This is a genomic window from Paenibacillus lentus (assembly GCF_003931855.1).
GTDB classification, from domain to species: Bacteria; Bacillota; Bacilli; order Paenibacillales; family Paenibacillaceae; genus Fontibacillus; species Fontibacillus lentus.
This window is the reverse complement of sequence record NZ_CP034248.1, coordinates 2644847-2666256: the sequence shown is the minus strand read 5'-3', so window position 1 is coordinate 2666256 and position 21410 is coordinate 2644847. Positions and strand designations below refer to the sequence as shown.

14 protein-coding genes are annotated in these 21410 nt (G+C 47.6%); 2 read left to right on the top strand and 12 right to left on the bottom strand.

Annotated features, from left to right (window positions below):
• From EIM92_RS11830 to spoVAC, 4 genes are all read right to left on the bottom strand, one after another.
• A complete protein-coding gene (locus tag EIM92_RS11830; protein ID WP_125082800.1) occupies positions 1-957 on the bottom strand; it encodes an AAA family ATPase in 957 nt (318 codons plus the stop codon).
• Between the two features lie 1179 nt (positions 958-2136).
• Positions 2137-2487 (bottom strand): stage V sporulation protein AE, encoded by a 351-nt coding sequence (spoVAE, locus tag EIM92_RS11825; RefSeq protein WP_125082799.1) that lies wholly within the window; start codon positions 2485-2487, stop codon positions 2137-2139.
• Positions 2484-3506 (bottom strand): stage V sporulation protein AD, encoded by a 1023-nt coding sequence (spoVAD, locus tag EIM92_RS11820; RefSeq protein WP_125082798.1) that lies wholly within the window; start codon positions 3504-3506, stop codon positions 2484-2486. The genes spoVAE and spoVAD overlap by 4 nt, the downstream gene beginning before the upstream one ends.
• 2 nt (positions 3507-3508) lie before the next feature.
• Entirely contained in the window at positions 3509-4009 is a 501-nt protein-coding gene (gene spoVAC / locus EIM92_RS11815) for a stage V sporulation protein AC (RefSeq protein ID WP_246020947.1), read from the bottom strand.
• A gap of 449 nt (positions 4010-4458) precedes the next feature.
• Here spoVAC and EIM92_RS11805 point away from each other — a divergent pair, with 449 nt between their 5' ends.
• Positions 4459-5532: a M42 family metallopeptidase gene (locus EIM92_RS11805; RefSeq protein WP_125082796.1), complete on the top strand. Its 1074-nt coding sequence runs from the start codon at positions 4459-4461 to the stop codon at positions 5530-5532.
• Between the two features lie 190 nt (positions 5533-5722).
• Here EIM92_RS11805 and EIM92_RS11800 read toward each other — a convergent pair whose 3' ends face one another.
• Positions 5723-7756, bottom strand: coding sequence for a beta-galactosidase (locus EIM92_RS11800; protein ID WP_125082795.1), 2034 nt, complete (start codon positions 7754-7756; stop codon positions 5723-5725).
• A gap of 126 nt (positions 7757-7882) precedes the next feature.
• Here EIM92_RS11800 and EIM92_RS11795 point away from each other — a divergent pair, with 126 nt between their 5' ends.
• Positions 7883-8719: an AraC family transcriptional regulator gene (locus EIM92_RS11795; RefSeq protein ID WP_125082794.1), complete on the top strand. Its 837-nt coding sequence runs from the start codon at positions 7883-7885 to the stop codon at positions 8717-8719.
• A 534-nt stretch (positions 8720-9253) separates the two neighbouring features.
• Here the strand turns inward: EIM92_RS11795 and EIM92_RS11790 are convergent.
• From EIM92_RS11790 to yicI, 7 genes are all read right to left on the bottom strand, one after another.
• Entirely contained in the window at positions 9254-10225 is a 972-nt protein-coding gene (locus EIM92_RS11790; protein WP_211344362.1) for a M15 family metallopeptidase, read from the bottom strand.
• A gap of 221 nt (positions 10226-10446) precedes the next feature.
• Positions 10447-12876 (bottom strand): glycoside hydrolase family 95 protein, encoded by a 2430-nt coding sequence (locus EIM92_RS11785; protein ID WP_125082793.1) that lies wholly within the window; start codon positions 12874-12876, stop codon positions 10447-10449.
• 107 nt (positions 12877-12983) lie between these two features.
• On the bottom strand, positions 12984-14711 hold the full coding sequence (locus EIM92_RS11780) for an ABC transporter substrate-binding protein (protein ID WP_125082792.1): 1728 nt from the start codon (positions 14709-14711) through the stop codon (positions 12984-12986).
• 176 nt (positions 14712-14887) lie between these two features.
• Positions 14888-15787 (bottom strand): carbohydrate ABC transporter permease, encoded by a 900-nt coding sequence (locus tag EIM92_RS11775; protein WP_125082791.1) that lies wholly within the window; start codon positions 15785-15787, stop codon positions 14888-14890.
• A gap of 14 nt (positions 15788-15801) precedes the next feature.
• On the bottom strand, positions 15802-16782 hold the full coding sequence (locus EIM92_RS11770; RefSeq protein WP_125085145.1) for an ABC transporter permease: 981 nt from the start codon (positions 16780-16782) through the stop codon (positions 15802-15804).
• A gap of 117 nt (positions 16783-16899) precedes the next feature.
• Complete coding sequence (locus EIM92_RS11765; protein WP_125082790.1) at positions 16900-18687, bottom strand: cache domain-containing sensor histidine kinase; 1788 nt, start codon at positions 18685-18687, stop codon at positions 16900-16902.
• A gap of 312 nt (positions 18688-18999) precedes the next feature.
• Positions 19000-21324, bottom strand: coding sequence for an alpha-xylosidase (gene yicI / locus EIM92_RS11760; protein ID WP_125082789.1), 2325 nt, complete (start codon positions 21322-21324; stop codon positions 19000-19002).
• Between the last annotated feature and the right edge of the window lie 86 nt (positions 21325-21410).

Sequence of the window (21410 nt, the reverse complement as noted above, 5' to 3'; positions counted from 1 at the left end):
TTAACCTACCGACGATACAGGCACATGGGCCTGATTGATAATTTGCTGAAGCACCTGCTGGGAGCTCATGCTGCCAAGCCGAGCTTCAGGACGAAGCAAAATCCGATGCCCTAATACATAAGTGGTAAGCGTCTTGATATCGTCGGGGATGACGTAATCGCGTTCTTGCAAGAAGGCATACGCCTTGACCGCCATCACAAAAGCAAGCGTAGCCCGCGGACTGGCCCCAAGGATGACGGCATCATGCTCCCGGGTCCGACGAACGATGTTAAGCAGATAGTCACTTAACGCATCGCTTAAATAAACATCGCGAATTTCTTCCTGGATAGCGGCGATTTCGTCCATCGTGGTCACCGCCTGAAGCTGATCGATCGGCTGGCCTTTCGTATGGGACTGCAGCATCGCCTTTTCCGTCGCCTCATCAGGATAGCCCATCGCTATTTTCATCATAAAACGGTCGAGCTGAGCTTCCGGCAGCATGTAGGTTCCCTCGAAGTCGATCGGATTTTGCGTCGCACAGAGCATAAATGGATGCGGAAGCTCATATGTATGTCCATCCGCAGTTACGCTGCGTTCCTCCATCACTTCAAGCAGAGCGGATTGCGTCTTCGTGGTGGCTCGATTAATTTCATCCGCAAGCAGAATATTCGTCATAACTGGACCCGGCCGAAATACAAATTGTTCTTCATGCGGATGGAAAACGGACACGCCGGTAATATCACTCGGTAAAATATCAGGATTACACTGGATGCGTCGATAGTCTCCGCTCATGGATCTCGCCATCGCTTTTATTAGCTGGGTTTTCCCCGTCCCGGGAACATCTTCTATCAAAACGTGACCTCCAGCAAGAAGAGCAGTGAGAAGAAGAGTTATTTCAAATTCTTTCCCTAGTATGCAAGATTCCAGATTTGCGCGAACAGCAGACATCGTTTGTATCGATTGCTCTCTTACGGGCATCAATAATTCCCTCCCCAGACATAATTCGTCACACTTACACTTATTGTACATGAAGCAAGGAGGGGAAGTACACTCTACTCACAGTATTCCTTCAGAAGAAAAGCATCTTGCGGCGTCCTTTGAATACCTTGACGGTCAGGTGGGTGGTGCAGGAGAAGATTCCAGCTATAATTATAGCTATTGCGTATGATGATGGCTCATTTGAACATAGCTGCTATAACATAGATGCAGCCTGTCGATGTACATACGATGCGATTACTTTTGTTGGCCTGAATGCAGCAAGCGTGCGGCGTTCAGTAGCTGGTTGTATGTAGAAAACGTGCGGCGTTCAGTGGTTGGTTGTATGTAGCAGACATGCGGCGTTTAATAGTTGGTGTTGTATGTAGCAACGATTAGTTGTGATTATACAGATGCCCGTAAAGCATACATCCACTGTTAGCACACACTTTTGCCGGGAACAGGTGCGAACCTAAGGATAGATCGATTCCATGTATCTATTTCCCTCCCAGCCGGTGCTTCCGTGAAAATAGGTGGATTTCGTGCATCTAATGTATTGTTTTTGGCCGTACTCGTCCAGCATCATCTTTTTTAATACATCGAATCCAGTTAATTATTTTTTCGACGAGAAATTGTATCATTTAATTACAACAAATCCAGTTACTATTTATGCATCCGTGAATGCTGAGAACTTTCATTACGTACTTCTAGGGCGCTGTGCTTGTGTGCTACTTGAGTGCTACTTGTGTGGTGCATACGTGGTTGTCTGTGCAATGCTTTATCGTGCTTGCGTGGGTTTCTTCGTGCTGCTTGCGTGGTGTTTTTTCGTGGTACTTGTGTGGTGCTTATATGACGCCTGTGTGCTGCGTGCGGCATTCCTTCCATGCATGCAATATCCATACAATATTCATTCCATGCATGCAATATCCGCACAAAATTTCGTGTAACATTCGTCCAATCAGGTTACAGCTACAAACAGGTTACAGCTACAAAATCTTCTCAACTAAAAGTACACCCCGAGAGTTAGATTTTACTCTACCTTTGGGGTGCACCTCGCCAACAGGAATACTACAAGTACAAGCGATATACTTCAGTAGCTCAGGTCAAGGCCCATCACTTCTTCTTTGGCTGCTTCAACAGTATTCGGCACACCTCATTAGCGCTGGGGAATACTTATCCAATTTATCCTCTCGGACGTACGACAAGCGCGGCGAGAAAGGAGAAAATTATCGCCGCCGAGATACCCGCGCTGGTAACTTCGAAGATCCCGGTAATAACCCCGATCCAGCCATCATTCTGCAGCTCGGTCAAAGCGCCGTGAACGAGCGAATTTCCGAAGCTTGTAATCGGTACAGAAGCTCCTGCCCCTGCGAATTTAACAAGTGGATCATACCAGCCGAATGCATCCATTAGAGCTCCTATTACAACTAATGTGCTCATCGTGTGAGCGGGAGTGAGTTTAAGAACATCGAACATTAATTGCCCGACGACGCAAAACAGTCCCCCAATGATAAACGCCCATAGAAAAATCATTTCACGCCTTCCTCCATTTCCAGAGCGACCGCATGGGCAATACAGGGGATGCTCTCTCCCTGCTGGTAGGACAAGGGAGACAATAAGGCTCCTGTCGCAATGATGAGCACGCGGCTAAGCTCGAATCGTTTTAATTTTTTGAAAATATGTCCGTAAGTAACCACCGCAGAACATCCGCACCCGCTACCTCCGGCCATAACATATTGCTGCTTTTCCCGGTCATAAACCATAAGCCCGCAGTCGTTAAATTCTGTTCCAGCCATGGATAGGCCATCTTTATTCAGCATATCCTTTACAATGCCATGGCCGACGGAAGCCAGATCCCCTGTGACGATTAAATCATAATCAGCCGGGGTACGCCCCGTATCCCGAAAATGAGCCACAATCGTATCTGCTGCAGCCGGAGCCATCGCTTCCCCCATGTTAAAGGGATCTTTAACGCCGAGATCTTGAATCTTTCCAATCGTTGCGTGGGTGATTCTCGGTCCTACACCCTGTGCCGATACGACGGCGCAGCCAGCGCCTGTAACCGTATATTGTGCAGTCGGCGGCTTTTGTGAACCATATTCGGTCGGATAACGAAACTGCTTCTCCACCGTGCAGTTATGGCTGGCGGTTCCAGCCATCGCATACTGAGCCCCTCCTGAATCGACAATAAGTGCAGCCAGGGCCAGGCTTTCCATAGACGTAGAGCAGGCTCCGAATACGCCAAGATAAGGAACGGCGATCTTTCTCGCAGCAAATGTGGTGCTAATGATTTGATTCATCAAATCCCCGCCGATAAAAATCTGCAGCTCGTCCCTAGAAATTCCAGCATGAACGAGCGCAAGTGCGGACGCGTGCTCCAGTAGCTTGCGCTCAGCCTTCTCCCACGTTTTCTCGTCAATTTCAAGATTGTCATAGCTAAAGTCAAAATCAGCCGACAACGGTCCAGCTCCTTCTTCAGGGCCAACGACCGCGGATGCGCCGATAATGAATGGTTTGGAGTCGAACCTCCAGGTTTGCGAGCCGATTAACACCGCTAATGCACTCCTCCCAAACCAAAAATAACGTGCACAACGCCTACAGCAAACGCTGCTACTACACCGAACACAATAACGGAGCCCGCTAGCTTGAACATATTGGCGCCTACACCAAGGACGATCCCCTCCGCCTTCGATTCAATCGCCGACGAACACATGGAGTTCGCAAAGCCCGTAACAGGCACAGCTGAACCAGCTCCCGCCCACTGTGCTATTTTATCGTAAACCCCAAGTGAGGTCAGGATGACGGAAATCAAGATCAAGACGGCAACGGTAGGACTGCTTGCCTCCTGGGACGTCATATTGGCAAATGTCATAAACAGCTGTTGAATGCACTGACCAATCAGGCAGATCGTCCCCCCTACAAGAAAGGCTTTCAGGCAGTTTCCAACGACATTTGTCTTTGGCCTGTGCTGCTTGGCGAGATCTTTGTATTCCTGTTCATTCATCGATAAGGAATTAAGCTTCACTCTGGATCTGAATTTGCTTTTGGCAGGCAATCTCTACTCCTCCTTTCTACATATGCGTCATATTAAACTGCAAATTGTCGTGTATATTCATGCTCTGCCACATATTATTTGCCGGATCAAAGCTTGTTATGTTTGGTAAATCATCCATATTGCAAAAATACCCAGAACGCCAAATGCCGCGTCCAGTGGACGCGGCACTTCCCCCAATTGAGAGCAGCTTGCCTATAGTCATATTGACCATGAGATTACGCCGCCATTATTTTTCTTAGGGTCGCTACAAATATAGAAGCACGATAACGAGCAAAATGAACAATAAGCAGATCAACAGCCAGTCCTTGGAATAACGTTCCATCGCAATTGCCTCCCTATGACTCCCAGCATGCTCTCATGCACTATATGCACGGCGACATATCGGGGTGCATAGACAATCCAGAAAAGCTAGTTCATACTAAACATAGACGGAAGGAGAGACACAGGATATGAACGAACAGACACTATCACTTTTTAAACAACTAACTGAATTTCCGGCTGCTCCGGGTTTCGAAAGAAATCTTCGGGCCTTACTGAAGGAGAAGCTATCAGTATATACGGAGGAATTTGTACAGGATCGGCTGGGCAGCCTGTTCGGTGTAATTCGTGGAGATGAGCAGGGACCTAAAGTCATGGTAGCCGGTCATATGGACGAAGTAGGATTTATGGTTACAGGCATTACGGACAGCGGAATGATCACCTTCCAACCGCTCGGCGGTTGGTGGAGCCAGGCGGTATTAGCACAACGCTTGCAGATTATTACCCCTGAGCGATCAATTATCGGCGTGGTCGGCTCTACTCCGACGCATTTGTTGGATGAGGCCGCGCGCAGCAAGCCCGTAGATATTAAAGCAATGTATCTGGACGTTGGAGCGGATGATCGTGCCGAAGCGGAATCCTTTGGCATACAGCCAGGCCAGCAAATTGTACCCATTTGCGAATTTACCCCGCTAGCCAATCCAAAGAAAATTATGGCGAAAGCCTGGGATAATCGCTACGGCGTCGGGCTGGCGATCGAGCTGATGCAGGAAGTTCACGATAAGAAGCTTCCGAACACGCTATACTGCGGAGCTAACGTCCAGGAGGAGCTCGGTTTACGCGGAGCTAGAACGGCTGCCCACTTGATTCAGCCGGATATTTTCTTCGCCTTGGATGCCAGCGCTGCCAACGATATGACCGGAGATAAACGGGCTTTCGGCAAGCTCGGCGAAGGCACGCTACTGCGTATCTATGATCCGACCATGCTGACACATCGTGGCCTGCTTGAATATGTGCAGGACACGGCGGATACACACCGTATCAAATACCAATACTTCGTCTCGCCAGGCGGCACTGACGCAGGGCAAGTACATTTAAGCGGCATTGGCGTCCCATCGGCTGTCATCGGCATCTGCTCCCGCTATATTCATACCTCCTCTTCAATCATTCATACGGATGATTACGCGGCGGCCAAAGAGCTGCTAATTAAGCTCGTTCAAGGGCTAGATCGGAGCACTTTGAACACGATTCTCGAGAACAGTTAGTTATACAAAAGTTAACAGGCGCTTGCATACCGCAAGCGCCTCACCTTTCGTTCCTACTTGTTACGATGCTGAACCATTTTTCGTTCCCTTCTAGCTCTGCACAAGCAACAAACTACATCTTTCATACTTCAGCCTTGAAGCTCTAACCAGCAAGCCCGCAATTGCTCAAAAGCCCACTGTTGATGAGACTTTAATCCAACTTGCTCTCCAAGATCATTACGCCGCGAGCCGGCACCATAACCGTACCTTTAACCGTCTCATTCGTAAGAAGATCCTTCTGTTCGATTTCGCCGATTTGCACCTCTGCCGGGCTTGCGTTATGGTTAAGCAAGAAAAGATACGCGTTCCCGTTCTTCACGCGGCGGGCAGACTCCAAGCCGTCTCCAGCCAAGACAAGCGGCTTAATCCCTTTTTCCGCACACAGATTGCTCAGGAAGCCCTGCAGGAAGGATTCTTCCGGGCTGCTGGCTATATAGTAAGCTTGACCGGATCCAAATCGATTCCTCGTGAGCACCGGCATGCCCTGATAGAAATCATCACCATATTCAGCCAGGACCTCCGCACCTTCGGAATGAATCAAGTCACAGAGCAAACCACAATCATACTCGCCTTGCAGTTCTCCCCATGGCTGCTTCATAACAATTCTATTCTTCTGATCCGGGAACAACGCGTCGATCTCCTCGGCCCATATGCCCAGAAGGGAGCGCAGCTCACCAGGATAACCGCCAAGCGTCACTAGATCATTCTCATTGACGATACCGCTAAAGAAGGTTGTAACGAACGTCCCCCCGCTGGAGACAAAATCCTCTGTTTTTTTCGCAAAGCCAGGTTTCACCATATACATTACGGGAGCAATAACCAGGTCGTATTTACTAAAATCCTCTTCCACGCTCACCATATCGACTTCGATGTTCAGTTGGAAGAGAGCATCGTAGTATTTATGCACCTCATCCACATATTTCAAAGCAACGGTCGGTCCAGACGATAATTCCGTAGCCCAGCGGTTTTCCCAGTCATAGACAATAGCAACCTTAGCCTGCGTCCTCGCATCGATCAGCTTATCGGACAGCTGCTGCAATTCGCGTCCAAGCTCAGCACACTCCCGGAAGACCCGCGTATGCTCATGCCCGACGTGTTCAATAACAGCGCCATGGTACTTCTCGCAGGCTCCCGCCGAACGCCGCAACTGGAAGAACATCACTGTGTCCGCGCCTCTCGCGACGGCCTGGTAGCTCCATAGACGCATCACGCCTGGGCGCTTCAGCGAATTATAGGCTTGCCAGTTCTGCTGGCTCGGCGTCTGCTCCATCAGCATGAACGGCTGTCCACTGCGGAGTCCGCGCATCAAATCATGGCTCATCGCTGTGAAGCTGATCGGCGTATCCAGGGAAGGATAGTTATCCCAAGATACAACGTCCATTTCCTTGCCCCATTTAAAGTAGTCCAGCTCAGGGTACGTTCCCATGAGGTTGGTCGTGATCGGAATTTTCGGCGTATACTTCTTGATCTCGTCATGCTCCAGCTTGTAGCATTCCAGCAGACTGTCTGACATAAATCTGCGATAATCGAGAGATATCCCTTGGAAATTGGTGCGATTTCCGTCCCACTCTTCGCTCAGCTCACTTGGCTGAACAACTTCATCCCACTCATAGAACGTATGTCCCCAGAAGCGTGTGTTCCAGGCCTTATTCAAATTCTCGATCGTCTTATAGCGCTTCTTGAGCCACACGCGGAAGGCTTTGGCGCAGTTCTCGCAATAGCAGTAACCTCCGTACTCATTTGACACGTGCCAAATAAGCAGCGCTGGATGATCCTTATAGCGCTCAGCCAGCTTACCGGCAATACGGGTAGAATACTTGCGATAAGTTGGACTGTTTGGACAGGAATTATGTCTGCCGCCGAACTTGCGTTTTCTCCCCTGTACGTCCACGCGCGTCACATCGGGGTATTTTTTTGCCATCCAAGCCGGGTGTGCCGCCGTGCTTGTTCCCAGGCAAACATATACCCCATTGTTATATAAACGATCCATGGTCGCATCTAAAGTCGAAAAGTCGTAAGTTTCCTCATCCGGCTGTAGAAGAGCCCAGGCGAACACGTTAATCGTCGCCACATCAATACCAGCCAACTTGAACATGCGATCGTCCTCGCTCCACTCCTCCGGCCCCCATTGCTCCGGATTATAGTCCCCGCCGTACCAAATTTTCGGTAGTTTATCATTAATCAATGCCATACACATCCTTTAATGAAATATAATTATATTATCATTGTAATCTCTTCAATTACTGCTATATATATAATATTATTGATTAAGGATATAATAATATGGAACTCCATTAAGTAGGTGATCCCATTGACTGCCAAAGCGATGCGCCGATTCGTATTCTCGCCATCCGGTCCTTCCGGATTACCGATCAGCGTTGAGAGTATCGGTTATAATCCCGACCAGGAGCCAATCACCCGGCCGGATGGCTATCCCAAGTATCACTGGATACAAACCGAGGAAGGCGAGGGCATTCTCAATTATGCCAATGAAACCATCAGATTGACCGAAGGAACAGGAGTGCTGCTGCCTCCGGGACTGCCCCATAGCTACGAAGCTTCCGTACCGGGAATATGGCGCACTTATTATTTGACCTTTGGCGGTGAGGCGGCTGCGCAAATTATATCTTCGTTCGGCGTACAGACTTCATCGCAATACCGCCTTGATTCCAATTCAACATTTGTAACCTTGCTGAGCACTATGCTGGCCAGGCTCGATACGGACACAGATATGTTCGGACTCGAAACCTCGATAGATGCCTATCGCTTTCTAGGCATGCTGAGCAAATACGGTCAAATCAACCAGATGTATACCTCCCGCAATATTGAAAGGCTAATTCCCATATTAAAATGGATGGAAGAGAATCTCGGCGACAGCGATGTCGGTCTGGATGATTTCGCAGAAATCGCTCAAATGTCAGGGCGACAATTGAGCAAATTATTTCAGCGTGCCTTCGGGCTCTCCCCATATGCCTACTTCGTGCAGATGCGCATTCATAAAGCAAAGGAATTGCTGGCCGGCCGCTCCGAGCTGACGGTCGCTGCGATCGCCGAGCTTACCGGATTTCGCGATCCAAGCCATTTCGTCGCTACGTACCGTAAGACTACCGGTATGACACCGCAACATTTTCGCAAGGTGTATTCTTAATGCTAATAGTGAGAGGCGTAATTCGCAGAGAAAAAAGGGACGCGCTGCCTTCTGTCTGAACCTAAATCATAACCGAGTTCATAGAAGGGCTACTCTGAGCTCCAAGCTTTGCTGGCTCTGATCAAATTGCAGCGATTCCCTTACAAAAAGGCAAAAAAGACCCAGAAGAAGGGGGGCTCCATCTTCTGGGCTGTCTTGCGAATTTAAATATATGATCCGACTTATTTTTAAGCAGAATAGCTTATCTATATAATATATAATCCAGAAAATCTGGGAGCAACAATGATCGCAGGAACATTTTACGTGCTTGCCCTTATAGCCTTTTCAATAGTTTAACTTAAATAAGTGGATTTATAGTAGTTAGTTTCTGCGGCAATGCATGCAAATTAATTTAAATGTATTTCATGTCGCTAAAAGAAGGGAAATGCCAATCATGGGTAAGTTTCTTGATTTTAGGAGCATAAAATCCATCTAATTCCCTGAAACATTCGTTCAGAGCATAATTAAGCACATGGATTCCATTCGTTATTCGGTTTATTCCACATCAAAATCAAAATACTTTTTGGGATACGGCTCGTTGTTCAATGTATAATGCCACCATTCCTTACGATACGGTTTAAAACCGACGGCCATCATCGTTTCTTTCAGCAGCAAACGATTCTCTGCCTGCACTTCTGTCAAGCCTGCCGCATCATGAGCGGAAATCTCCCCCAAAAAATCATGTATTCCGCCCATGTCAAGCGGCTCTCCTGTTTCTTGATCAGCCAGTGTTAAATCAACCGTACTGCCGCGTGAATGACCTGACCGGCGTGAAAGGTAACCTAGCTTGAATACATATTCCTTGTCAATGTCTGGGTAAAACTCCTCCTTCATCTTTACATCCTGCTCATCTGCCGCCCATCGACCAAAATGCTCTACCGCCTTTTGCGGGCGATAAGCATCATAAATGAGCAAGACATAACCAAGCGGCTCCAGCACCTGTTCTGCATTTTTTAAAGCAATTGCCGCTTGCTCGCTTAAAATAGCAAACGGCGCATGATAGCCATCGATTCGTTCTCCAACAAAGTTGTATTCACTATAATATCGAATGTCGTACAAAGCATGTTCCAGCACCTCATCCACATAAACAAACCCTTCGGGTAGCTCTCGCTTCTTCACAATCGCAACGACTGGCTGATCTTCTGCTAGATCGGCCTCAGCCTCAGCTTCAAACAGGGCTTCATACCTTTCTTGCTCGAAAATCTGCCCAATCTCTGTTTGCTTGCCCTCAAACTCTGATTCAGCTTCCTTCTCAACTTGCTCGGAGATCAGCCCGGTTTCCAGTTGTTCAATCCCAGCAGAATGCTCCTCCCGCTCATCACGCTCGCTTGCTTCCATTTCCCCAAATATTGTTTCACTAGACAAATTGTTTTCGTTTGCAGGCAAAGAAGCGGCGGAACATCCTGCCAGTAATGCTACCAACAATGCTGCTAGACCTAAACCTATCATATAGAATTTACTGCTCATAGTCCTCTCCCCCCTTCTTCATATTCAGTCCTAGAACAAAGAACCACCAATATCAGTAAATGTATAGAGAATATCCTCCTCTTACATTTAAGGATTTGGTGGTGCCAGATTGAAACAGTAGCACTCCTTATTGCATAGGTGACTGCATAATATAGCCTTTGATGTCCGTTGTCAACAGTCCGCAATCCTAGCAAGCACATCGACCAACCGGTCGTAACGCCCTAGCTCCGTAGTTGAACCAAGTACGTCTCGCCCGCTTCGGCCCAGAACCGCTCCCCCGTGCTCACTATGATTCCGTCAGGCGCCTGAACACTTAACGGCTCTACATACTTGACGGAGCACCACCCTGCCAAGCTGGAGGCCAGGGCGGCTGATTTCAGGCGGCCGTTCTCCCAAGCCGCGCTAACCGTGAAGCCGCCCCTCGCTTTGAGGCCGCTGAAGCGGCCACTAGGCCAAGCCTCCGGCAATGCGGGCAGCAGCTCAATCGTCCCCTCGTGGCTCTGGAGCAGCATCTCGGCAATTCCAGCCGTGCCGCCGAAATTACCGTCGATTTGGAACGGCGGATGATCATCGAATAAATTCGGATACGTCGAGCGGGACAACAGGGTATTCACGAAACGATGAGCCGTATTCCCGTCTTTCAACCTCGCGTACAGGTTGATCAGCCAGGCGCAGCTCCAGCCGGTGTGACCTCCGCCTTGAACGATCCGGCTCTCCAGTGATCTGCGGGCTGCCTCGGCAAAATCCGGTGTGCGAGTCGGTGTGATGGCATTTCCAGGGTACAGGCCGTATAGATGCGACACATGACGATGCCCGGGTTCAGCTTCCGGATAATCCTTGCTCCATTCCCGTAATCGTCCATCCGGGCCAATCTCCGGCTTGGCCATACGCTCTAAAGTCTCCGTGAGCCTATAGACAAATTCCCCGTCGATGTCCAGAAGCTCAGCCGCCTGCATGCAATGCTCGAACAGCTCGCGAATGAGATACAGATCCATTGTGGAAGCCGCGGATATGCTGCATGGCTCTCCTTCCCTCGTCAAAAATTTATTCTCCGGCGAAGTCGAGGGGGCAGTAACAAGCTCTCCGCTTGGCCCCGGAACAAGCCAATCGAGACAAAATTCAGCCGCGCCTTTCATTAATGGATAAGCCGTTTCTGCTAAAAAACCTCGATCCAAATTAAAAGCGTAATGTTCCCATAAATGGCGGCATAACCATACCCCGCCCATGGGCCAGAACGCCCAGCTCGGTTCCCCATCCGACGGTGTAGCAGACCTCCATAAATCCACGTTATGATGAGCAGTCCAGCCCCCGCATCCGTAATGAATCCGCGCCGTCCGCGCCCCCGTTACACTCAAATCTTTGATCAAGTCAAACAAAGGCTTATGCAGCTCGCTTAAATTACAGATTTCCGCAGGCCAGTAATTCATCTCTGTATTAATGTTTGTCGTATAATCGCTATTCCAGGGAGGCTGCATATGCGGATTCCAAATTCCTTGCAAATGAGCTGGCTGCGTGCCCGGTCTGGAGCTTGCCATTAATAAATAGCGTCCATATTGAAAATATAGCGCCTCCAGCATCGGATCGGGCTTGCCGGACTGATAAGCCTTAAGACGCTCATCCGTCGGTAGTGAGCTATTATCCGGGTTACTCGGTCTCGGAGGCGTTCCCGATTCCGACTGAGACACCGGCTTCAACTCCGACTCCAAATGCAGTTCTACCCGGCGGAACATTCTCCGATGATCCCTGCCGTGATTACGAAGCAGCACTTCATACCCTTGCTTAAGCGAGGCTGCCAGCGGTTTCCTGCACTTCTCGGCAATACTGGTTTCTATGCCACCCGTTCCCGGCATAATGCCATAACCGACAAAATCGGTAGCCGCCGCGAGCAGCAGCGTTACTGAGTTTGCGTCGGAGACCTCTAGCAGTCCATTATCTCGTACACTCACACTCCCGCCGTTATGCAACACACGCAGATGCACTTCATAGGACAATCCGAGGCCTTCTTCATAAAGAATAGACTGAGGGTGATCCCCCCTATAGTTGTCGGCGATATGACTCGGAGCCTGGCCGCGCATGACAAGTCCATCCCCTTCATCACATCCCCTGACGCTGTGCAGAAGCGGAGAATCTAGAGTGATACCTAGCTGAATCGTCTTCTGTCCTTCTGCCGACAAATGCACGACCAACAACTGGTCTACCGCGCTGACAAATACCTTTCTCGTAAAATAGGTGTCATTCGCATAATATTTAGCCATGGCAATTCCCGTGTCCAAATCCAGTTCACGGTAATAATCCGTGATGCCCCCAATGCCTCTATGCTCTAATTTCAAATTTCCCAGCGGCTGGTACGACTCCGTCCGCTTGCCCAGCATTTTGGCCCCGATCAGCTGCTCCGCTTCTCTGTACTCCCCCGCAAATATTAATTCTCGCGCCCGCTGCAAGTGGCGAAGCGCATCATAATTATGATGATCACGTGGAAATCCAGACCACAGCGTATCCTCATTCAGGGCAATGAGCTCGCTGCGATCCCCGCCGAACACCATCCCCCCCAACCTTCCGTTCCCGACGGGAAGAGCTTCTTCCCAGCGGGAGGCCGGCTGATTGTACCACAGCTTTACTCCCTCGCGGTCAGCCCGGTGCTCTCTACTCATTTTCTCCCCTCCGCATACAGTAACTTAGAGAAAAGGCCCGAGTATTTACGGGCCTTTTCTGCATTCAAGCTATACAATTTTCATAATTTCTATTTCTGTAAGCTGAACTATTTAATATCCTTACCTGTGAACAGAGCTACTCTTGCTTTAACGAGCTCGGTATACTCGGCTTCCATTTTTTCCGCACCGGCTTTATCCAGCTCAGCAAGGAAATCATCATAGATTTTATCGAAATTCTCGCGTTTTGCTAGAACGGCTTCCGGAATCCGCTTACGAATGATATCTTGTGTTTTCTTAAAAATGATTTGGTAATCGCCATCTGTTGGAACCGGCATATTGTATAGCGCGCCCCATTCCTTCGCTGGGAAATCCTCCTCCGACGGGAACAGATCTTTCCAAGTGGTAGCGCCGTAAGCTTTTAAAGTTTCTTTCTCTGCTTCGGTATACCCAGCAACAATTTGCTCAGGGAAATTCGTTGTATAGTAGTTGCCAGTTGAATCCTTCACGCCATCGCCATAGCGAGCACCGAGAGTTAAGTACAGGCTAATACCAGATTCTTTCGTAAAGTTAGTTGCATCATTGACCTTTCTATCTTGAATTTCTTGTGGAATTACCCGTACACCATCCTCGATCGTGTAATGCTTTCCTTCAATGCCCCAGTTTCTTAGGATTTGGCCTTCTTCGGAGGACATCCAGTCGAGGAATTTAATCGCACGAACCGGATCTTTACAAGCAGTTGTAATACTAATACCATACCCGTCAACGCCTGCTGACTGGAAGGAGTGATCGACATACTCCTCAGTCAATGTTACTGGGAAATGCGCATATGTGTATTCGTCCTTGCCTGCTGTTTTTAATGCGTTTTCAGCATCCTGATATCCCCACTCCTGGTCGATCAGACCGAGCACACGTCCACTGGCGATTTTGGCTTTGTACTGGTCATCCTTTTGCACAAAAGTATCTTTATCAAGCAATCCTTCATTGTACATATGGTTTAGCCACCGGAAATACTCTTTCTCTTCCGGACGTTTGTAATGAAGCTTGGCTTCATAGGTTTCTGGATCGACATAATATTCGCCGTCATCCGGCGCGCCCGTTGCTGCAAATGCCGGGTTTGTAACCGTAATCATAATTCTCCAATCATCAGCGTTCAACGTAAGCGGGATCGTAGGCTGTCCATCCGTTGTCGGATGCTTCTCCACATATTGCTTTAACGCATTTTCAAAGTCCTTCACCGTGCGAATTTTTGGATAGCCAAGCTCCTTCAGTACACGTTGCTGAATTTCAAAACCGCCAGTAGCATCAAATGATTGCTGGTCTACCCCCATATTCGTAACGATGGAATAAATGGAAGGATCATCATTGCTGTATTTTAAACGGTTCATGTTATCACCGAAGATCTTTTTGATATTCGGAGCATGCTCTTCAATTAACGGAGCCATGTCGATTACAAGGCCAGCATCCACCAGGTTGGACAAGTTGCCCTTTGCAAAAATCATATCTGGAACGTCGCCGCTAGCTGTCATCAAAGCTAGTTTATTCTCTCCACCGCCGCTACCCACATCATATTCAGCATCGATGGTTACACCTGTTTTCTCGGTAATCACTTTACCGATATCGTCCTGCATGTTATTCCAGTTCGGACTAGCATCTGCACCAAAAAATGTAAATGTGATCGGACTTGTATCATCTCCCGCTTTACTGCTTTGGTTTGTATTTCCAGTGCTGCTATTCCCCGCATTCTTGCTATCGCTACCGGAGCTTCCGCAGGCACTGAGCAGCAATGTGCTTGCTAGTAAAAGTGCAGCAAACGTCTTAGGACTTTTCCATTTCATTTCTACTTTCCCCCTCAAGTAATAATCACATAAACTATATCTGTATAACAGGTTATCCCTGCGTATACCAAGGCTATGAGCAGACAGTGGCAGAGTTTAAGTTGTTGGAAATGAGCTTACTGTGTAGTTCAATTCCGACGCTTCTGAATAAGTGACGGAACTGAACTCTAGATCATTCATGCCTTGACAGCCCCCAACGTCATGCCGGATACGAAATAACGCTGCAGGAAAGGATATACGAACAAAATGGGCAATGTCACGACAATGGTTATCGCCATCTTAATCGACTCCGGAGATACTTGAGCCATTTGATTGGCCATATCATTAGCATTAATCATGTTAGCTCCCTGGTTCGTACTCTGCAGAATCTTCATCAATTCAAACTGCAGTGTAGTCAGGTGCGGTTTATTCCCGTTATACAGGTAGGTATCAAACCAGGAATTCCATTGTCCCACCGCCAGAAACAACGCGATGGTTGCTAATACCGGCTTACAAAGCGGGAGAATCACCTTGTAGTAAATTGTGAAATCATTCGCTCCGTCCAGTGTTGCCGACTCTTGCAATGCATATGGCAAGCCATCAATGAAGGAACGGATGACAAAGACGTTAAATGCGCTGACAATACCAGGCAATATATAAATCCAGAATGTACCGATCAGATCCAAATGCCGCATCAGCATGTAAGTCGGCACCAAACCGCCGGAAACATACATCGTCAGAGCCAGAAAAGTAGAGATAAATTTTCTTGATTTGAAGTCCTGCCGACTCAGCGTATACGCAAGCATAGACCCGCTTAACAAACCTAGAACAGTTCCTGACAGCGTACGCAGAATCGTTATTTTGAAGCCTTGAATCAAACTGCTGTAGCTGAAAATGGTCTTGTAATTCTCCCAGGTGAACTCACGCGGCCACAGATAAATACCGCCCCGAACCGTATCCGTTGAATCATTTAACGATATCGCCAGCACGTTCAAAAATGGATATAACGTGATAACCATAATGATCGTCATGATTATAAAGTTGAAAACATCAAAGATTCGATCGGATTTGGTGGAGTCGAATGCTTTACTTGCCATTTTATTTCCTCCCCCTACATGATGCTTTCTTTTGTTGTTTTCTTCATGATACCGTTCGCTGTAAGCAACAGGATGATACTTACTATAGAAGTAAACATGCTTATTGCCGTACCATAAGAGAACCGACTGATGTTAATCCCATAATTCAATGCATACAAATCGAGAACCTCCGAATAATCCGTTACGAGTGAGTTGCTGAGCTGGAACTGTTTCTCGAAGCCAATACCGATCAAATGACCAATCGACATAATCAGCAATACAGAAATGGTTGTCCGGATTCCCGGCAAGGTAATATTCCACATTTGTCTGAAACGACCCGCACCATCTACCTTTGCAGCCTCGTACAGTTCCCTGTCAATTCCAGCGATGGCTGCCAAATAAATAATGGCGTTCCAACCAGTCTCTTTCCACACATCGGAAACGGTTACAATTCCCCAGAACCATTTACCTTGGGCCATAAACTGAATAGGTTCATCTATAATATGAAGTGCAAGCAAAACCTCGTTGACAATGCCTCCGTCAATAGAGAGCATCTTTGTAACAATCCCAGCGACAACGACCCATGAGACAAAGTGGGGCAAATAAGATATCGTCTGGACGGTTCGTTTAAAATATTTCCCCCGCAATTCATTCAAAAATATCGCAAAAGCGATTGGAATAACGAAGCCTGCAATTAAGCCCATTACGCTCATCGCCAGCGTATTCCTTAATACGAGGTAAAATCTTTCGTCCTGGAATAAATCGACAAAGTGCTTTAACCCGACCCATTCCTGCTCAAAAAACGACTTGGATGGTTTATAATTCTGGAAGGCCATCGTCCAGCCCCAGATCGGTAAATAATTAAATACAAATAACCAAATTACGAATGGCACGGACATCATATAAAGGTATCTTTGCCGTACTACTGTTCGCCATATTCCTTTCTTCCGCTGCTTCGGCGGTTCAGGGGTTGCGCTTACATTTCTAGTATCGGCTTGCGCTGAGAGCGTCTTCATTTGTCTGTCCAATCCCCCCTTCTGACTATATATTAAAGATAAACCAGAAGGAGGTTAGGTAATACCCGACAGATTTCAGAGAAAACCATATAGAAATTAGACATTCATCAGCGATAATTAGATATGTCCCTTTTTTAAGGGAATTGTGAAAGATATCTGTGTGCCTTTATTGAATTTGCTAGAGATGTTTAGACCATGCTGCTCGCCGAAGGTCATTACAAGTCTTTGCTGAACATTGCTTAAGCCAATACGGTTATCCACCCCTGATTCCAATCCATGGAGCGAATTTCTCACCTCATCAAGGCGTTCCGGGGTCATCCCTACTCCATCATCCTCAATCATAATTTCCGCATGTTCGCCAACGATTTGAATAATCAGTTTCACTTTTACTCCGCTTTCCTTATTCTCCACTCCATGCACAACGGCATTTTCAACGAGCGGCTGAATAATTAGAGGCGGCATGAAAATCCCCTCTAACCTACGATCGATAATCAACTCATAGTTCAATCGATCCTCGTAGCGGAACTTTTGGATTTCCAAATACGAACGAACCATGTCCAGCTCTTCCTTCAAAGTTATTTGCTCCCGCCCTACCTCTAGATTTTTGCGCATCAATTTTCCCAGTAGGCGAACGACGTTAGCGATTTCCTTCTCGCCTTTCATATGGGCATTCATCCGGATTGACTCGAGCGCATTAAACAGAAAATGTGGATTGATTTGGCTGGCCAGCATCTTCAGCTTAATTTCCCTTTGCGCAATTTCCAGAGAGTTGTTCTGCTCCGTCTTTTCTACAACCTGATTCATCAGCAATTTAATACTCTCAACCATATAATTAAACTGACGTGATAATTGTCCAATTTCATCATTTCCATCTACGGAAGAAACGACAGCGAGATCGCCTAATGCTAGCCGGTTAAAATGACGACTTAAACGCAACAACCGGTTTGTCATAAGGAATGACACGATATAAACAAATAGCAGTGCAATCAGCAATACAAGCAATACAAAAATCAGGCCCAAAAAACTAACGGTATTGGCATCCTTTACAATGGCGTCCGTTGCAAAGACAGATACTATCTTTAAGCCGTTTACGCTGGATTCCGGAAGTAAATCCTCGATGACCAAATAGGATGGCTCGCCATTTACATCCATCTTGTGCGCTCCGTTTACCTGTTGATGCAAATTGATGCCATAATCCAGATCATATATATTTTGTCCTACAAGTTTTGGGTTTTTACCGGCAATAATATATCCCTGTTCATCGAATATCAGCGTCTCAAACTGCTCCTGCCGCAGCATCCGGTTTAACTCCTCCTGATCCATCACGATCATAAGTACTCCGCTTGATCGATATTCCGGAAAAGGAATTTGCCGCACCAAACTTAATTTACGGACAGGGACATCCTCTTCATCATGAATATAGAACCAGTTTATGCTTTTCGTTTGCATCGCCCTCTGATACCACGCTGTAGAACGGGTTGCTTCCTCTAATGGAATAAGCTCCATATTGTTAATAAGCGTCGGATTGTCGTAATAAAAACGTATCGCAGAAATTTCCCGGTAAAGCCGGACGTAATCCTTGAAGTCCTCATATGCCAAATAGGCCTTGGTCAGTTCAAGCACGTTAGGATATTGCGTAGTAACCATTTTTTGCAGCGTTTTATCGAACATCATCGTATTGGAAATGTCTGTCGGAGCACGAAGCATTGTCGTAAGCTGGCTTTTAATTTTCTGCACATCATTCGTAGTTTGCTCAATTGCCCGATCCATCGCCTGCGCCCTAAAATAGCCGGTTACCGCTCCCCCTATAATCAGAACAGGAAGCATAACGACCACGATATAAGTCATCAATAACTTGTGCTTCAACTTTAGATCATTCAATAAACGCACAATTTTGGTTCTCATCAAGACTCACCTCCCCCTTATCTTCTAACCTTCATTTTGCATCTCTGTTTCTAGCATCCATCGTTTGACTAGCCCCTCCCGGCATATGCCCATTTCAATTTAAAATAAATACAATCCGCCTCGCTAGGCTATAGCTTACTTCTATATTATGACAAAGCGAGGTTATGACTAAAAGGGAGACAAGACTCCAAAAAAACGGAAAATACCCCCTATAACCGATAGGGGATATTTCCACATGTCTATGCGTCTGATATCTACAACAAGCCAATCCGACTCGCGTTACTCTAACAGCCGTCTGTTATTTAATTCACCTTATTTAAGGGTAACCTGAATTTCCGTTTTGCTGCTGAACGAACTTACTTCAATGCTGCCGTCAGCACTTAATTGACCGCCGCCTTGTACCGATGCAGCTTCTCCAAAACCATGCAGGCTAATGCTGAACGGCTTGCCAACGCCTTCTGCTGTAATACGGAGCGCAGAGCCTTCACGTGATACTGCGATTTCCAGCTCGGTCTCGCCTTTCACGCCGCGAACTTTACGGAATACTTGCGCACCGTCCTCGATTTGATACAATCTGACATCCGCATCTTGAGCGAAATCATAGTCCGGTTTAGTATCGTTGGCTCCCATAACCAGAATGGAGTTCGGACGTACAAAGAGCGGGAGGCTGAAGAAGTCGTATTTTTCTTTGCGCCATTTTCCGCCTTCGATGGTTTCGCCCGTCAAGAGATGTGTCCACTTTCCTTCTGGCAAGTAGTAAACTGCATCGCCTTCCTTGCTGAACACCGGCGCTACTAGCACGGAATCACCAAGCATGTATTGGCGATCAATCGTTTCGCTTGCCGGGTCTTCCGGGAACTCCAGGAACATTGCCCGCATCGTCGGTACGCCCAGTTCCGTAGCTTCAACCGCTGTGTCGAATAAGTACGGCATCAGGCGGCATTTCAGCTTCGTGAAGAAACGCGTTACGTCAACGGCCTCTTCATCATAAGCCCATGGTACCCGGTACGAGCTGCTTCCATGGAGACGGCTGTGGCTGGACAGAAGGCCAAATGCGAGCCAGCGCTTAAATACATCGACAGGCGCCGTATTCTCGAATCCGCCGATATCGTGACTCCAGAAGCCAAAACCAGAAACTCCAAGCGACAATCCGCCTCTTAGGCTCTCTGCCATCGACTCGTAATCCGCATAGCAGTCCCCGCCCCAGTGAACCGGGAACTTCTGTCCGCCTGCTGTAGCCGAACGGGCAAACAATGCTGCTTCATTCTTGCCAAGCTTCTCTTCCAACACTTCAAATACAACCTTATTGTACAGTTGAGTGTAGTAGTTGTGCATTTTCACCGGATCGGATCCGTCATGGTAGACGACATCCGTTGGAATCCGCTCACCGAAGTCCGTCTTGAAGCTGTCTACGCCCATATCTACGAGATCGCTCAGATAGCCGGCGAACCATTCGCAAGCATCAGGATTCGTGAAGTCAACGAGCGCCATTCCCGGCTGCCAGAGATTCCATTGCCATACGTCGCCGTTAGGCTTCTTCACAAGATAGCCATGCTTCTTGCCCTCTTCAAACAAGGCGGAGCGCTGCGCGATATATGGGTTAATCCATACACAAATTTTAAGCCCTTTCTCTTTAAGACGCTTCAGCATTCCTTCTGGGTCCGGGAAGGTACGCTCGTCCCATTTGAAATCTGTCCAGTGGAATTCGCGCATCCAGAAGCAGTCGAAATGGAAGACGTGCAGCGGCAAATCTCTTTCCGCCATACCGTCTACAAAAGAGTTGACCGTCGCTTCATCATAATTCGTCGTAAACGACGTCGTCAGCCACAGACCAAATGTCCATGCCGGAGGCAGAGATGGCTTGCCTGTCAGCGCCGTATATTTGTTCAGAACCTCCTTCGGCTCCGGTCCGTCGATTACGAAATATTCGAGTGATTCGCCTGGTACACTAAATTGGACCTTCTTTACCTTCTCCGAAGCAACTTCAAAGGATACAGCGCCCGGATCATTCACAAATACTCCATACCCTTTGTTTGTAATATAAAAAGGAATGTTCTTGTAGGCTTGCTCTGAGCTTGTGCCTCCATCCTTATTCCAAATATCCACCACTTGGCCGTTTTTTGTGAACGAAGTGAAACGCTCACCCAGCCCGTATACATACTCGCCAACCGTGAGGTCAAGCTCTTCACGCATATACACCGCGCCGTTATTTTCCTTAACATGTGCCATGGATTTGAAAGCGCTGCCTGTAATGCGCTCAGAGCCCCGATAGAAGTCAACAGACCACTGCGCCCCCTTGTTAACTCTAACGCTCAAATTGCCGCTCTTCAGCTCGGCATAATCATCATTTTCAAGAATTTGAACATGATCGCCGTTACCGCCAGCTAGTTCAAAATGAGGGCCCTGATCCACGGTGCCAGCAAAGTGTACAAGCTTCACGCCAATTACACCTGGAAACGGGGAGTGAAACTGAACGGTCAGCAATTGACCATTAATCGTATTTGCGCGGCCATGGATTGGAGCCGTTGAAGCATAGGCCGTCAATTTTTGATCTGCAATCGTAAAATCATGAGCTTGAACCGCTGTAGACAGTGTAAACTCTTCACGAATCAACCAGTTACCATCTGTAAATTTCATCGTTAAAGAACCGCCTTTCTGTATTCATTGTAATCTTGTAAAAAACGTTCTATACTTGCATTATACTGATATAAAACAACGTACTC

Bases quoted from the DNA above. Each gene is read 5' to 3' on its own strand.
- EIM92_RS11830 (WP_125082800.1), bottom strand. From the start codon at position 957: ATGCCCGTAAGAGAGCAATCGATACAAACGATGTCTGCTGTTCGCGCA.
- spoVAE (WP_125082799.1), bottom strand. From the start codon at position 2,487: ATGATTTTTCTATGGGCGTTTATCATTGGGGGACTGTTTTGCGTCGTC.
- EIM92_RS11805 (WP_125082796.1), top strand. From the start codon at position 4,459: ATGAACGAACAGACACTATCACTTTTTAAACAACTAACTGAATTTCCG.
- EIM92_RS11790 (WP_211344362.1), bottom strand. From the start codon at position 10,225: ATGAGCAGTAAATTCTATATGATAGGTTTAGGTCTAGCAGCATTGTTG.
- EIM92_RS11785 (WP_125082793.1), bottom strand. From the start codon at position 12,876: ATGAGTAGAGAGCACCGGGCTGACCGCGAGGGAGTAAAGCTGTGGTAC.
- EIM92_RS11780 (WP_125082792.1), bottom strand. From the start codon at position 14,711: ATGAAATGGAAAAGTCCTAAGACGTTTGCTGCACTTTTACTAGCAAGC.
- EIM92_RS11775 (WP_125082791.1), bottom strand. From the start codon at position 15,787: ATGGCAAGTAAAGCATTCGACTCCACCAAATCCGATCGAATCTTTGAT.
- EIM92_RS11770 (WP_125085145.1), bottom strand. From the start codon at position 16,782: ATGAAGACGCTCTCAGCGCAAGCCGATACTAGAAATGTAAGCGCAACC.
- EIM92_RS11765 (WP_125082790.1), bottom strand. From the start codon at position 18,687: ATGAGAACCAAAATTGTGCGTTTATTGAATGATCTAAAGTTGAAGCAC.
- yicI (WP_125082789.1), bottom strand. From the start codon at position 21,324: ATGAAATTTACAGATGGTAACTGGTTGATTCGTGAAGAGTTTACACTG.